Here is a 15,899-nt window from a genome sequence, read left to right as displayed (position 1 = left end):
GGGCGAATAGCATATTATGAAGGTTGTTTACATTACTCCCACGTACTTTAGCGATCGCTCTCTGATTGGTGGAGCAGAGCGATACGCTAGTACTCTAGCTTCCCTGATGGCCGAGCATGTCGATACAACATTGGTCAGTTTTGGCCCGCATCGCCAAAGTTATCAGGAAGATAACCTGAATATTGAGATTTTTCCGGTCAAAGCTCCTATCCACGGAAATATGATGAATGCCATTCACATTGGCTATATCAGTTCGTTACTTAATGCAACCATTATCCACATTCATCACATCTACACCCTCGTTTCTGATGTAAGTTGTTTAATAGGGCATTTTCTTGGTAAACGAGTATTTGTCACCGATCATGGTGGTGGAGGATCTCTAGTTATTAGTCATAAGCTACCTGTATTCCGCTGCTATACAAACCTTGTGGCTCAATCTGAGTACACTCTCGGTTCTATTAATGATAAACTCAGTCAAAAAGCAGTTACGATTAAAGGTGGAGTTGATACCAACTGGTTTTATCCCACATCTACAGTTAAGAAAGAAAAAAAGATTCTATTTGTCGGTAGAGTTATTCCCCATAAAGGCATTAATTATTTAATTGAAGGGTTTAAACTTTTAGCAGTTTCAGATTATAAATTGACTATTGTTGGTCGCATCAAGGGAGATATAAGCCAAAAATTCTACAGATACTTGAGGAAAATCGCGGAAGGACTGCCAGTTGAATTTATTCAAGATGCTGATGATCGCCGCTTGCTACAGGAATATCGCAGTGCTATTGTAACAGTGTTGCCTTCTGTCCACACCACTTGCTATGGTGACTATACTGCCGTTCCGGAATTAATGGGATTTACGCTGTTGGAATCTCAAGCATCTGGTACACCGGTTATATGTACCGATGCGGGAGCTATGCATGAATTTGTAAATCATGGTAAGACAGGACTAGTTGTAGAGCAAAATTCCGGCCAGGCGATCGCCAAGGCTCTACAGCACCTTATCCAATTATCATCCCAAGACTATCAAGAATATCAAAAACACTCTATAAAATGGATTGCCAATAATTTTAGTTGGTCAATCGTTGTGAAAAAGCATTTAGAACTTTACCAAGGTATTGCAAACTCCCTATGAATCGGTCCTTAAGAATTTTAATGGTACTCCATGTACCTTGGAACCGAAATTTAGGCGGTTCAAGAGTTCAGTTAGAATTAGCAGATGAGTTTTGTAAAATGGGACATCAGGTTGAGAAATTTGATGTTAATGATGCGTTTCCCAATGCTCAATCATCACGAATATCTGAGTTGATTCGTCCTAGTTTTTCAACTAAAGCTAAAGAATTCATCCGAGCTAATGGTAAGTCCTTCGATGTCATTGATGCTCATCAAGGAAATTTGCCGTTCTCTAAAGCAGAATTGAACTTTCAGGGATTGCTAGTTGCACGATCTGTAGGCTTATATGCCTTTTGCGAGAACTATTTTAAACTCGAAGCAGTCAAGTGGCCACAGAAAAAAAAAGGAAACCCAATTACAAAGTTGCTGCGTTCTTGGAGGAAACAGAGAGAGTTTCCTTACTACTTAAGCAGCTTAAAAACCTGTGACTTAATTAATCTCCCCAATGGGGATGAACTAAACTATGTACGAGATATTCTAGGACTTGGTTACAAATCTGTCTTTTTTCCCTTTGGACTCTCTGAGCAGCGGCAGAAGGCTTTTTTCCAAGTTACCCAACCAGGTGGGATCAGGCTCCTTAATAAACAAGTCGCATTTATTGGCTACTGGACACCTCGTAAAGGATCTAAAGATTGGCCAGAGATTATTACGAGGACAAAAGCTCAAGTACCTGACGTACGCTTTCTATTTTTAGGCACTGGTTTAAGCCCTAAAGAAGTATTGCAGGATCTCAACATGCCAGCTTATGATTGGATAGAAATAATCCCCAGTTATGAAAGCGATATGCTACCACAACTCCTATCTGAGGCAACCATAGGTGCTTTTCCTAGTTATATGGAGGGTTTTGGATTTGCTGTATTAGAAAAGCTTGCTTGCGGTTTGCCTACGATTGCCTACGATGTCCCAGGTCCTCGCGATATGTTACGCCCTTTAGATCCGTCTCTGATGATTCCTGTTGGAGACCTAGGAAAATTTACGGCGAAATTGATTGAATTGCTTCAGTTAGATGAAAAAAAATACAATCAGTTATCTCAAAATTGCCATAAAGTTTCATCCATTTTTTCTTGGCCAAAAATCGCTAAAGACCACTTGCAACTTTATTCACAATATCTACAATCTATTCAGAAAAATTGAGAATTTCCCAAACTTATACCTGTCGCTGATTCAGTAAAACTTAGTCCAAAAACTTGAGGAGTCGATTTTCAATGCACCCAAACAGCAAACTACTTTTTCAAAAATATGCCAAGTCCTTATTCAAGGATAATATGAGAGTTCTGGAAATTGGACCGGAGGGACATCCATCAACTTACCAAGAAATAGTGGGAAATGACACAATCACTTGGGAAACACTAGATATGATATCGAATGAAGAATTAACCTATAGAGTAGATAGTGAGTATGCTTATCCGATTGCCAGTGAGACCTTTGATATCATTATCTCAGGTCAGGTGATAGAACATATTAGAAAAGTTTGGCTTTGGGTCGAAGAGTTATCTAGAATCTCTAAAGTAGGAGGTAAAGTAATTACAATTGGTCCTGTAAGCTGGCCTTATCACGAAGCCCCTGTTGATTGCTGGAGAATTCATCCAGAAGGGATGAAAGCTCTTTATGAACATGCAGGGCTTAATGTTGAACTGAGTATATCGGAAACATTAGAAGTCACATCAACGGCCAGTAGACGAATGGTTCCAGCAACATCATTTATCCCACAACCTATCTATAAAAGTGTCGTGAAGAGATTATTAGGGTGGCCAATTCCTTACTCTATCGATACAATTACAATCGGGGTTAAAGAATTTGAATCGGGGAAAAATTAACATTTTACCAAGATCAAGTGGTGGAGAGTTTTTATGTTAGGTAAAATCTTGCGTAGTTATGCTGTTATGCAATTGACAAGAAGGTACTTTCGCCCAAGTCAGGTACCAGAAACTTGTAATTACTATATTAATGGAGTTCAGAGAACTGTTTCTGGTCAATATGCTCTTACTATGCTAATGGCAATTGTGCTAAATGATTGCTATGGACTTAAACGGTTTAAGTCCATAGATAATATTGTTGATATTGGAGCCAATATTGGTGTTTTTTCAGTTCATGCGGCTACTCTCTTCCCTCAAACTAAAATTTACGCTTATGAACCTTGTTCGCAAGTATTGCCTGACTTAGAGAAAAATTTACAGAACTTGAATGTGGAAATCTCTTCTTATGCTGTGGGACGAACTACTAAAAAAGTAAACCTCACTTTCCAAGAAGATTTGACCGCTTCTTCTATCCTAATGACAGGAGAAGATTCATCTCAAAAATCTCAGTGCCAGATGATTGCTTTTGATGAAGTTACTGCTCAATTAGGAGGAAGTATTAGCTTGCTCAAGCTGGACTGTGAAGGATCTGAATATGAAATACTGAAATCTATTTCCTTGGAAAAAGTAAAATATGTTGTAGGAGAATTTCATACGTGTCAAAGTGGATATCCAGAATTAGGGCTAGAACTGCTTAAAGAACGTGGATTTGTGATAGATAATTGGACTTCATTTCCAGATGGTAAAGCTGGTGAATTTTGGGCAAGCAATATTCGGAATACTCCCCAGGAGAAAGCTTGGTTAGTATAGTTTTCTATGGTGCGATCATGTCTAATCACTCAGAAAAAATCACCCTAAGTGTCGCTTTAGTCACTCGGAACCGCCCAGAACTCTTAAGTCAATGTTTAGAAAGTTTGCGATCGCAAAGCATTCAACCTTTTGAAGTAATCGTTTCCGATGATTCCGATCCGGAAATGGCACCGGAAATAGAAGCGATAGCAAAGGGTTGGAACTGTCAATATATTACCGGCCCTCGTCGAGGTTTACAAGCTAATCTTAATAATGCAGTTGACGCTTGTCACGGAACCCATGTTCGTATAGTTAATGACGATCATACATTTCCTGAAAATCATTTTAAAATCATCCAAAATCTATTAGAGTCCGATCCTAATAGCATTTGGACTTTAGGTGAATATTGTGAAATTCCTGGAACTCAATCTCTCTTCCAGTTACCAGGAGAAATTCAACCTCGTGGCTTTCACAAACCCATAGAGAATTTTGATGACTGTATGGGGATTAGCGGTGGAGCTTCTATTTATCCTAGGAAAATATTTGAGTACCACCACTTTTTAGAAGCTTTTGGATATGTTTGTGATTTAGAGTTCGGCCCCAGGCTAAAAGCGTTAGGGTACAGAATCAGGTACTGTTCAGAAACTCACGTCATTCACCAAACACCTATCATTATCCGAGATCCTAAAATGCTCTGTAAAGGTCACTTCCTTTTATCGTATCTCACTTACGCTTTCTATTTGCCAAATTTTTTGAAAAAATCTGAGTGCTTAATTTATTTTTGGTGGATTGCATTTCTAGGTTCTATAAATATCCGAAAAGCTGGTTTTACTTTTGTTGATTACCAGAAAACGAGAGAACTGGGTCAAAAATATGGAAAACTATTTCAAACAGGAAAATACAACCAAATAGTTTAAAATATATATAATTCTAAAGAAAAATTTTGATTTATTCAATAAATTAGTTTATGAAAATATTGTCAATAAGTAACTGTCCCTTGGCTGAAAACTCTGGTTCAGGATATGTGATTACAAATTTTTGTTATGGCTTGCAAGAACGAGACCACGATGTAGATTTGTTCGGACCAGATTCTTACGAAGTTCTAAAGTTTTTTAAGGGTAGAGCTACCCATTATCGCCAAACTATTGGTATGTTATTGTTTACAAAACGACAATTAACCAAGAAAAATTATGATATAGTTGAATTTTACGGTGGAGAATCTTGGTTAATTGCCAGACTATTGAGTAGAAGTAGAAACAAAAAAAAGTTACTCGTTAGTCACTCAAATGGATTGGAAACATATTTTTATCAAACCTTGATTGAAGGTTCTCAGTACGGTTGGGTTGAAAATCCGTTGGCAAAATGGTATCAATTCAATCAAAGTGCTTGGTTCAAATATGCCTTTACCAGTGTGGATGCTATCGTAACTGTAAGTGAGAATGAACGCAATTATGTCGTTAAGCATCAATACCAGAATGAAGATAGAGTTATGGCTATAGAACCGTGCCTATTAAAGAATTATTTAGGATTAACGGTTGAATTTGAAAGAAAAAAAATTATAGGCTATTGTGGTTCTTGGATCGCACGTAAGGGGACTAAAGTTATTGGTACTGATATCCCTCGGTTGCTGGTGGATTTTCCAGACTGTGTTTTCCAATTAATTGGAGTTGGAAAATCGTTTAAGAAAGAAGAATACTTTCCTCTAGAATTATGCTCTCGAATAGAAGTCATACCTTTTGTTGCCAATAAAGAAGAATTGAAAGAAATATATAAGAGTCTATCGATTCTAGTTGTCCCCTCCATATATGAGAGCTTTGGATTAGTCATGCCTGAAGCAATGGCTTGCGGTTCTGCAATTGTCGCAGCTAAAACTGGGTTTGCTGTTAGTCTCAAGAATCATCAAGAAGCGGTTGTTCTCGAACAGCCTTGTTCTCCATTTCTATATGAGGGGGTAAAACAACTTTTATTAAACGAATCATTGCGCCAGTACATTGCCAAAAATGGATATCAACGAGTTCAATGCTTACATTGGGATTGGGCAGTGAAGCAACTGGAAGCTCAGTATATAAGTTGGTTAGAAGAAGTTCGAAAGGAAAGTATTAAATGACCGAAAAAGAAACAAAAAATAAGCTAATAGCTTTACTTGGGCAGCAACAAGCCTTAGCGGATGGAGTGGTAGACTATTGTACAAAATTGAAGCAGGCAATGGAAGGAAAAAATGTACAGCTAACACTGCAATGGGTGCCTTGGAAAGAACAAGGATGGTTGAGAGCGCTAACTTGGCTATGGCAAGAAAGTGAGAGTTGGTATGGACAATGGGTAATCGTTCAGTATACAGCGGCTGCTTGGTCTGAATTAGCATTACCTATCCTATTCATAGTTGTTTTACAACTTCTACGAATTCGTCAGATTAGAGTTGCTATTATGTTTCATGAAGTCCAGGGGTATCCTGGAAATAATTTAAAAGCCAAAATTAGGAGTGCGATCCAAGTTTGGACAATTCGCACTGCCATAGGAATGAGCGATCGCTCAATTTTTAATGTCGATCTAGAGCAATTAACCTGGCTCCCCGTTGCTTCATCTCAATGTACATTTATCCCTGTAGGCTCAAATATGCCGGAACTGGACTTGATGACAGTGAAGTCTAAGGAAGTCCCTTCTCAGAGGCATACAAAGACGGTGGTAGTATTTGGGATGACTAGTGTAGACATTACAGGAGATGAAGTTGAGGCGATCGCTGCTGCGATGTCCCAAACTGCGAAACATATTGATTCATTATGTCTGGTGACTCTAGGAAGAGGTTCAAAAGAAGCTGAACTAGAACTTAGAGAAGCTCTAAAGGATACTAACGTGGAAATTTCCGTTCTAGGGTTACTCAAGCCAGAAGAAATTACTCAAGCGCTGATGGAAGCAGATGTGATGTTATTTGTACGGGGTGAAATTTGCTCTCGTAAAACTACGGCGATCGCCGGATTAAGCTGTGGACTTCCTATCGTGGCTTATCAAGACACAGAAACGGCTCATCCCATTCCTGAAGCAGGAGTTTTACTCGTACCTACAGGCGATCTCCAAGGTTTAGCCTCTGCATTGACACAAGTCCTTCAAGATGACAAACTATGGCTAGATCTCCATCAAAGGAGTCTCCACATTTACCAAAGCCATTTTGCTTGGGATGTAATTGCACAGCGTTTTATGGAAACCTTAAAACCATGATTTCAGAGAAAAAACGGGTATTGTTGGTTTCTTCTCAACCCATTCAAAATCCAGCATCCCTACGCTTAATGGCCAAACATCCTAAATTGGATATCTTGGTCGCTTACTGCACTTTGCCGGAAGAAAAATTACATACTGATTCACTACAAAATAACCCCGAATATATTACCAAATCTGTTTTTGATATCCCCCTCCTAGAAGATTATCCCTGGGTTTACGTTCCCAATCGATCGCCAGTACCAAATTTAGACAGTGCTTTTGGCCTCATCAATCCTGGTTTAATTAAATTAGTCAAAGACTTTGATTGCTGCGTGGTTTATGGCCACAACTATGTCACGTTTTGGATGGCGATCGCTGCTGCAAAACTAGCTAAAAAACCTTTGATTCTTTCCACCGATGCTACCTATATAGAACCCATCTCTGGTGACAATTGGAAAATTCCCCTTAAGAAAAAAGTTTTACCCTTTCTTTATAATCAAATTGCCGATGCTGTGCTTGTCCTTTCTACAGCTTCCAAACGATTTATTCATTCATTAGGCGTACCTGAAGACCGAATTTTTATTACTCCCTATGTTGTCGATAATGACGCGATCGCCGAAACAGCCAGGAATTCTTCTCGAAGTTCAGTGAGATCGAAATGGAACATTCCAGAAGATGCCACTGTAGTCGTCTTCTGTGCAAAATTTATTCCTCGAAAACGACCTCAAGACGTTATCGAAGCCTTTGCCAAGGCGAATATTCCTAATAGCTATTTACTCATGGTTGGAGATGGCCCCTTAGCAGATGACCTAAAAGCTCAAGCAAAAGATTTAGGGATTAAAGACAAAGTTTGTTTTCTGGGTTTAGTCAAATATTCCAACCTTCCCGAGGTTTATGCTTCCAGTAATATTCTTGCTTTTTCCTCAGAATATGAACCTTATGGGTTACCTGTTAATGAAGCCATGATTTGTGGTATACCCGTAGTCGTCAGCGATCGTATCGGTGCAGGTTACGATCTTGTAGAAGAAGGTAAAACCGGCTTTACCTACCCTTGTGGTAACATTGATGCCTTAACAACTATCTTTAAACAAACTCTGACCCAACCTGACAAGCTTCGAGTCATGGGTATAGCAGCAAAAACTAGAATGGAAACCTGGTCACCGCGTGAAAATGTTGAAAGTTTAGTAGAAGCCGTTGGAAAAGTTACCTCATTAGTCTAGATTGATTGACCCATGAAACTCCTGATTGCCTTAATTGCTGTTAGTGTTATCTTTTATCTATCTTGTCTGGACTGGCGGCGATCGGTTAAAGCCTTATTACTCCTGATTCTTCTAGAAGGTGTGTTGAGAAAATGGATTTTGCCTCAAGCGAGCGAATTCATTTATTTTCTAAAAGATATTGTATTATTCGGAGCATACTTTCAATATTACGGTCTTGCTAAAAAGAAGTTGCTCAAATTCAAAATTGATGTTTTTCATGTTTTCCTTCTGTTGTCATTTCTATGGTGTTTATTCCAAGTTTTTAACCCTAGTTTAGGCTCTTTTGTTGTGGGGATTTGGGGACTGAAAAACTACTTTTATTATGTACCTATCATCTGGATGTTACCTAATCTATTCGAATCAGAAGCAGAATTCAAGGAGTTTCTAAGACAACAATTGATATTTGTTATACCGGTAGGTATTTTAGGAATTATCCAATTTTTTAGTCCAGCATCTAGTCCCATAAACTCCTATGCGCCAGGATTGGAGCAATCCGGAGGAAATACGGCCCTATTTGGAGGTGGGGGTAATGTTAGGATTACAGGCGCTTTTTCCTATGTTAACACCTATATCCCTTACTTGTTATTTAACATAAGTATAGCCCTTATTTTTTTAGAAGAAAAGTTACAGCAAAAGGAGACACTGATTGTCATATCCAGTGGCATATTACTCATTTTAAACTCCTTCATGACCGGTTCTCGAACTATCATATTTGCGGTAGGATTACTGTTGATTGGTTATTTTTCCATCAAGAGCATTGGACAGTTCAATAGAGTTTGGCGTATCCTTCAATGGACTCTACCTCCAACTCTAATTTTAGTGGGACTAACTCCTGTTATATTTGCATCAGAAGTTGAAACTGTATTCGAGCGAATCTTATTAACTTCTGACTTAAGAATCCGCCTACTTTTATTTGTAATTGAACCCATTAATAACTTGCAATTTAAACACTTCGATAGTTTTGGCATTGGCTCCACTCACCAAGCAACACCTATATTGAGAAATGTTTTAAATTTACCGATGGGTGAAATTATTCCCATAGGGTATGAATCTGAAATGGGGAGAATTGTATTGGAAATAGGGCCAATTGGTTTTATCCTTTGGTATGGATTAAAAATAGCAGTTATGGCTGCACTGTTTTCTTTGTACTGGAAACTGAAGCGTCCTTTTTTGCGAAATCTGGCATTGATTGCCTTTCTTATGCAAATTATTTGGTTACCGAATCAGCATGTTTTCCACATTACTTATAACGTTTACTACTGGTGGATGACTGGTTTCCTCTATCTCCTACCTCATTTAGAAAAAATGGAAAATTGGCGAAAACAATATCAGATCGTCCATTCTTATGAACAGCTACCGTATTTCCCTGATTCATCCTACCGGGAACCCTAACTCTCGTGAAGCGGCTTTGGCTCTAGCAGAAGGTGGTTTTTTGCATGAAATTATTACCACGATCGCCTACAATCCTAATTCGAGCATCGCCGATCTGCTCAATCGACTGCCAACAAATTTCAAAGAGAAGATCTCTCAAGAACTCAGCCGACGTACCTGGATACCTCCAGAAGAGACTACAATGCACTCCTACCCTGGGTGGGAAATTCTCCGAGTTGCCTTAGTTCGCACAGGTTTACCCCGTCGCTTCGGTCTCAATAACCAGCGATTAACTGACTGGATTTATACTTTTATCGATCGCCAAGTTGCCCAATCTCATCTGGATGGACTCCATGCTATTTACGCCTATGAAGATGGAGCAGCTACTACATTTCAAGAAGCAAAAAAGCGAGGGATAATATGCCTATACGATCTTCCGATTCTCTTTTATCAAATGAGTCGAGATATTCAAGCACAAGAAGCTGAACGATTCCCCGACCTAGCTCCAGCCCTACAAGGTACGAAAGAAACTGAGTGGAAACTCAGGCGTAAAGAAGAAGAAGTTGAGTTAGCCGATCGCATTTTTGTTGCCTCCTCTATCACTCGTCAATCCTTACTCAATTTTGGTGTAAATCCAGAAAAGATTAGTGTTATTCCCTATGGTGCGCCTCTAGACTATTTCCGTCCCCAACTAAAACGTGACGATCTCTTTCGCGCTCTCTATGTCGGTCGTGTTGAACCTCGAAAAGGGATTCACTATTTGTTGAAAGCTTGGAAAAATTTAAGGAGGTTGGATGCAGAACTCTGTCTAATTGGTATTAATGAATTTCCATCTGGATGGCTCAATAAATATCAAGATATGTTTAGATATATTCCTCCTGTTCCTCACTATACTCTCAACCAGTATTATAGCAGTGCTAGCGTCTTTATTTTTCCTTCTTTAGTTGAAGGATTTGGTTTAGTGATTCTAGAAGCTATGGCTTGTGGTATTCCCATAATTACTACCCCGAATACAGCCGGTCCAGATATCATTACTGATGGAGTTGAAGGATTTATTATCCCCATTCGCGATAGTGAAGCGTTGCAAGAAAAAATTGAATGGTGTATTGATAATCCTGGAGCATTAAAAGCCATGGGAAAAGCTGCTCGTATAAAAGCTGAAAAGTTAACGTGGAGTCAATATCGAAAAACACTCCAAAATCAAGTGAGTGCTATGTTGTCATAAATTGTTTTTTTTGCTATCATCTTAGCAAGAGTGTACCTGCTCTACTTAAGATAAATGACCATTGAATGAGGGGAAAATAAAAATGTGTGACCAATCTTGTATCGAATTCGCGAATAAAATTTTAAAGTCTGAAGATGTTCGAGGAAAATCAGTAATTGAAGTGGGTGCGTATGACATTAATGGTTCTTTAAGGTCTATGGTTGAAGCTTTAGAACCTTTGAGCTATAAAGGTGTGGATATTGCTATGGGGCCGGGAGTTGACGAGGTGTCTAATGCTGAGGATTTAGTCAAGCATTACGGTGCTGAACAATTCGATCTATTGATTTGTACAGAAGTGGTTGAGCACGTACAAGACTGGCGTACGGTGATTAGCAATCTGAAAAATGTTTTAAAACCACATGGGATTTTGCTACTAACTACAAGATCAAAAGGATTCCCTTATCATAGTGCTCCAGCGGATTACTGGCGCTATCAAGTTTCAGATATGGAGGTAATATTTTCTGATTTTTCTATAGAAATTTTGGAGAAAGATCCAGATCAGCCTGGTGTTTTTATGAAGGCAAGAAAACCCAAAAAATTCCAAGAAAAAGACTTAACCGATCACCTTCTATACTCCATTATTAAGCATAAAAAATTGATAACTATCAATGATGAGGAAGTAAATCAGATTGATCGATATTGGAACGAGATAGAACTAGCCGTTAGACGGAAATTGTCAATCTTATTACCTGAATCGACAAAAAGATTTGTTAAAAAGAAGATATTAAGAATTTTATAGGGGATAAGAGTGTAAGTGGATCGCCAAAAAACAAAACAGTTGAAATCAGTGTTTTTGCACTTGTGGTTCCCTAACTTATTTGAATCAAAAGGTGGAATTCAGACGTATTCTGCGTTCTTATTAAAGGCTCTAGAGAACTTATCCCCAGATATTAGCTATCATGTTTTCCTAAAAAACGATAGGTACTATATACCCAGTTATATGGGTTCAGAGAATACTGTATTTTACTGTTCTGGGGTTTTACCAAAGAGGGTTCGCACTATAGTATTTGCTGCTCAGTTACTAGGATATGGAATATGGCAAAATCCTGGATTGGCGATCGCCACCCATTGTAATTTTGCCATAGTTGCTTACTGGTTGAAAAGGTTCTTCGGGATTCCCTACTGGATTATTGCCCACGGTATAGAAGTTTGGAGTATCGATCGCCCCAACCTAAAAACCGCCCTCGAACACGCCGATCGCATTCTTGCTGTGAGTCACTATACCCGCGATCGCCTCATTCAAGACCAAAGCCTCAACCCCATAACCCTTAAAGTTCTACCCAACACCTTCGACCAAGAGAAATTCCACATTACCCCAAAACCCTCCTACCTTCTAGAACGCTATAACCTCCAGCCTAATGAACCCATCATTCTCACTGTTGCTCGCCTCGATCCCGACGAGCAATACAAAGGCTACGATCGCATCTTGCAAGCACTCCCCAGCGTATTGTCACAATGCCCCGATGTTCATTATCTCCTAGTGGGCAAAGGCGGCGATCGCGCCAGAGTGGAAGAGGCAATTCAATCTCTCAATCTTAGCCGTCACGTCACTCTCACTGGCTTTATTCCTGACGAAGAACTCTGTGACCACTATAATCTATGTGATGTCTTTGCCATGCCTAGTAAAGGAGAAGGATTTGGTATCGTTTATCTAGAAGCCCTAGCCTGTGGAAAACCCACCTTGGGTGGAAATCAAGATGGGGCAATTGATGCCCTGTGTCATGGCGAACTTGGAGCCTTAGTTAACCCGGACAATATAGAAGAAATTGCCCGAACCCTAACTCAAATCCTCCAGAAAACCTATCCTAATCCTCTCATGTACCAACCCGAAGCACTGCGGCAAAAAGTCATAGAAATTTACGGGTTTGAACGCTTTCAACAAACCCTAAACCAGCATCTATCGGAATTTTGGCAGGAAAAACATCCAACAGGAGTTCATTAAGCTATGTGTGGAATTGCCGGTTGTATCGGTTACTCAGATCCCGATCGCCTAGAAAAAGCGATCACCCAAATGCAGAATGCCCTCAAACATCGAGGTCCCGATGACCAGGGACTCTACATTTCTGGCGATCGCCAAGCCGGTTTAGCCCATACTCGCCTCTCCATTCTTGACCTTAGCCCCGCCGGCCATCAACCCATGTCTACCGATCATGGGCGCTACTGGATCGCCTTCAACGGCGAAATCTACAACTTTCGTCAACTCCGAGAAACCCTGATCGCCCAAGGCGAAACCTTCCACTCCCAAACCGATACCGAAGTCATCCTCAAACTCTACCAAAAACACGGGCCAGAATGCGTCAACCAACTTCGAGGCATGTTCGCCTTCGCTATCTGGGATGACCAGGAAAAAACCGCCTTTCTAGCCCGCGATCCCCTCGGCATCAAACCCCTATACTATTGGCAATCTGGATCGACCCTCCTCTTCGCTTCCGAACTACGAACCCTCCTCGCCTCCGGTTTACCCCCCAAAACCCTCAACCTCAAAGGACTTTATACCTATCTCATCAGTGGCTCCGTTTCCGAACCCGATACCTTAATCCAAGATATCTATGCCCTCCCCGCTGGTCATTGGTTGCACTGGCAAGCTGGACATATCACTCAACAACACTATTGGCAAATCCAGTTTAATCCCCAACCCATTACGCCCACAGAAGCCAAAGAACAAGTTCGCCAAGCCCTGATCGACTCCATCAAATATCACTTTGTCAGCGACGTTCCCGTAGGCGTATTTCTCAGTGGGGGCATCGACTCCACCTCCCTCGTCGCCCTCGCTCGTCAAACCCAACTCGGTCAACTGCGAACCTACTCCATCGCCTTTGAAGAAAATCAATGGAACGAAGGCCCCATTGCTCAACGGATCGCCGAGACTTTTGAAACCGACCATACTGAGTATATCCTTACCGCAAAAGTCGCTCGTCAACTGATGAATCAGTTTATTGGGGCGATCGATCAACCCAGCATCGACGGTTTCAACACCTATTGCGTCTCGAAGATCGCCAGAGAACACGGTACAAAAGTGGCCCTATCCGGACTCGGTGGTGACGAACTTTTTGGCGGTTACAGCTCTTTTCAACAAGTCCCCAAAATGGTAGCCTGGGGAAAACGCCTCCAGTTCCTCCAACCCCTCAACTGTGGAAAACTCCTCAATCAATGGACAAAAAATCCTAAACTCCAACGAATTAGCGACTTTCTCCAACATCCCCCCAACAGCTTAAACGCCTATCTCAGCTATCGCGGCATCTTTACCCATCCAGAAACCTTACAAATTCTCAATCACTTCTGCCCTCAGCAAGACACCTCCACTCTCAGACCTACCCTAGAAATCCCTCCTTGTCCCTCCCCAGAAGATGAAGTCAGCTTCCTAGAAATCAACCGCTATATGAGAAACCAACTTCTCCGCGATAGCGATGTCATGAGCATGGCATGGGGCTTAGAAGTTCGCGTTCCCTTCCTCGATCGCGTTATTCTAGATACCATTGACACCATTCCCCATTCCCTCAGACTCTCTCAAGGCAAACAACTCCTCATTCAAGCCGTCCCCGAACTTCCAGATTGGGTCATCAACAAACCCAAACAAGGATTTCTCTTTCCCTTCGATCGCTGGCTCAACGATCCAGAATGGAATGAACTCTTTCAGCTTACCTCCATTGGTCAACTATCCCTTACTCCCTGGTATCGTCGCTGGAGTCTCGTTATTCTCCAGAAATGGTTACAAAATCTTGGTATTTCCCTCCCGTGAACCATCAATCCCTAAACATTCTCCATGTCATTCCCAGCGTCTCCCCTCTACGGGGTGGCCCCAGTTATGCTGTCATCAACATGGTCAAAGCCTTACGGAAAAAAGGAATCAACGCCGAAATTGCCACCACCGATGATAACGGAGCAACAGGACAACCCCTAGATGTTCCTTTAGGAAAACGAACAGACTATCAAGGCGTTCCCATTTACTTTTTTCCTGCCGGAAGTTCGTCAGGTGCCAGCTTAACTCAAGATAGAGGCTTTCTCTTTTCTTGGCCCCTCACCCAATGGTTATGGAAGCATATCCAAGATTATGATTTGATTCATACTCATTATCTGTTTTCTTACGCTTCCACTTGTGCGGCCGTTATTGCCAAATACCACAAAACTCCCTATATTCGGCGCACCATTGGTCAACTCTCCCCCTGGGCTTTAGCTCAAAGTCGTGGCAAAAAACAACTCTATAGCCTTCTTATCGAACGGCACAACCTCAATCAAGCTGCCGCCATTCACTGTACCTCCGACGGAGAAGCCTTAGATGTTCGCAATTATGGCATTACCGCCCCTACCGTAACCATTTCCCTAGGAGTTGAAATCCCAGAAATCCAACCTGATGCTAAAGCTGAACTGCGGAAAAAATATGATATTCCTTTAGACGCGCCGATTATTTTATTTCTCTCTCGCCTGCATTATAAAAAACGCCCGGATCTTTTAATCGAAGCCCTTCACCAAGTTAAATCTAAACATCCTAACATTTACCTTTTGCTTGCTGGTTCTGGAGATCCTGAATATATCCAGGAATTAAACCAATTACTCCATCAATTAGACTTACAAAAATGCACCCGGTTTACTGGTTTTGTTGCTGGCCAAGATAAAGATTTAGTCCTGCAAGGCTCCGATATTTTTGTACTTCCTTCCTTTTCGGAAAATTTCGGTATTGCCGTAGTCGAAGCCTTGGCTGCTGGTTTGCCCGCGATCGTTACCCCAGAAGTACAAATTGCTCCAGAGATTGAGCAAGCAAATGCTGGGTTAGTTGTCGAAGGTAATAGAGAATCTGTAGCGAGTGCAATTACTCAGTTACTGGACTCAGATAACCAGAAACTCAGTCAGAAGGGTCAGACTTTAGTGAAACACTGCTATTCTTGGCCAGCCATTGCAGAAAAGCTGGCTGACATTTATCTTCCTCTAATTCAGAAAAATATTAGATTATTCAATTAAGAAAAAATAGACTATAGTACTGACAAAGATCTCGCTTGTCTAGGCCCAAAGATAAAGAGGTTCTTGGGTTATGGGCGGAGAGAGACTCGAACTCATTTTCTATTT

Annotated in this window: 14 protein-coding genes; all 14 read left to right on the top strand. The window is 40.9% G+C overall.

What is annotated here, in order from left to right:
- The first annotated feature begins 16 nt into the window (after positions 1–16).
- Positions 17–1,129: a glycosyltransferase family 4 protein gene (locus AC3A14_RS11590; protein WP_318733918.1), complete on the top strand. Its 1,113-nt coding sequence runs from the start codon at positions 17–19 to the stop codon at positions 1,127–1,129.
- A complete protein-coding gene (locus AC3A14_RS11585; RefSeq protein WP_318733917.1) occupies positions 1,126–2,301 on the top strand; it encodes a glycosyltransferase family 4 protein in 1,176 nt (391 codons plus the stop codon). Before AC3A14_RS11590 ends, AC3A14_RS11585 begins: the two co-directional genes overlap by 4 nt.
- Before the next feature lie 71 nt (positions 2,302–2,372).
- On the top strand, positions 2,373–2,984 hold the full coding sequence (locus AC3A14_RS11580; protein WP_271940468.1) for a methyltransferase domain-containing protein: 612 nt from the start codon (positions 2,373–2,375) through the stop codon (positions 2,982–2,984).
- A 33-nt stretch (positions 2,985–3,017) separates the two neighbouring features.
- Positions 3,018–3,773 (top strand): FkbM family methyltransferase, encoded by a 756-nt coding sequence (locus AC3A14_RS11575; RefSeq protein ID WP_318733914.1) that lies wholly within the window; start codon positions 3,018–3,020, stop codon positions 3,771–3,773.
- Positions 3,722–4,669: a glycosyltransferase family 2 protein gene (locus tag AC3A14_RS11570; protein ID WP_487779004.1), complete on the top strand. Its 948-nt coding sequence runs from the start codon at positions 3,722–3,724 to the stop codon at positions 4,667–4,669. The genes AC3A14_RS11575 and AC3A14_RS11570 overlap by 52 nt, the downstream gene beginning before the upstream one ends.
- Positions 4,670–4,749: 80 nt before the next feature.
- Entirely contained in the window at positions 4,750–5,859 is a 1,110-nt protein-coding gene (locus AC3A14_RS11565) for a glycosyltransferase family 4 protein (protein ID WP_318733910.1), read from the top strand.
- Positions 5,856–6,965, top strand: a complete 1,110-nt coding sequence (locus tag AC3A14_RS11560; protein ID WP_318733906.1) for a glycosyltransferase — start codon at positions 5,856–5,858, stop codon at positions 6,963–6,965. The genes AC3A14_RS11565 and AC3A14_RS11560 overlap by 4 nt, the downstream gene beginning before the upstream one ends.
- The gene (locus tag AC3A14_RS11555; RefSeq protein WP_318733904.1) at positions 6,962–8,164 is read left to right on the top strand and encodes a glycosyltransferase family 4 protein; all 1,203 of its coding nucleotides are present in this window, start codon (positions 6,962–6,964) and stop codon (positions 8,162–8,164) included. The genes AC3A14_RS11560 and AC3A14_RS11555 overlap by 4 nt, the downstream gene beginning before the upstream one ends.
- A 12-nt stretch (positions 8,165–8,176) precedes the next feature.
- A complete protein-coding gene (locus AC3A14_RS11550; protein ID WP_318733902.1) occupies positions 8,177–9,595 on the top strand; it encodes a hypothetical protein in 1,419 nt (472 codons plus the stop codon).
- Positions 9,549–10,799, top strand: coding sequence for a glycosyltransferase family 4 protein (locus AC3A14_RS11545; protein ID WP_318733900.1), 1,251 nt, complete (start codon positions 9,549–9,551; stop codon positions 10,797–10,799). Before AC3A14_RS11550 ends, AC3A14_RS11545 begins: the two co-directional genes overlap by 47 nt.
- Positions 10,800–10,881: 82 nt before the next feature.
- Positions 10,882–11,577, top strand: coding sequence for a class I SAM-dependent methyltransferase (locus AC3A14_RS11540; protein ID WP_318733898.1), 696 nt, complete (start codon positions 10,882–10,884; stop codon positions 11,575–11,577).
- A gap of 201 nt (positions 11,578–11,778) precedes the next feature.
- Entirely contained in the window at positions 11,779–12,780 is a 1,002-nt protein-coding gene (locus tag AC3A14_RS11535) for a glycosyltransferase (protein WP_318733896.1), read from the top strand.
- A 3-nt stretch (positions 12,781–12,783) separates the two neighbouring features.
- Positions 12,784–14,577: an asparagine synthase (glutamine-hydrolyzing) gene (gene asnB, locus AC3A14_RS11530; protein ID WP_318733894.1), complete on the top strand. Its 1,794-nt coding sequence runs from the start codon at positions 12,784–12,786 to the stop codon at positions 14,575–14,577.
- Positions 14,544–15,794 (top strand): glycosyltransferase, encoded by a 1,251-nt coding sequence (locus AC3A14_RS11525; protein WP_318733892.1) that lies wholly within the window; start codon positions 14,544–14,546, stop codon positions 15,792–15,794. The genes asnB and AC3A14_RS11525 overlap by 34 nt, the downstream gene beginning before the upstream one ends.
- The last annotated feature ends 105 nt before the right edge of the window (positions 15,795–15,899 follow it).

The sequence above is a fragment of the Roseofilum sp. genome, from assembly GCF_982964205.1.
The sequence above is the reverse complement of the archived record's forward strand: the minus strand, read 5'-3'. Positions and strand labels throughout refer to the sequence as shown.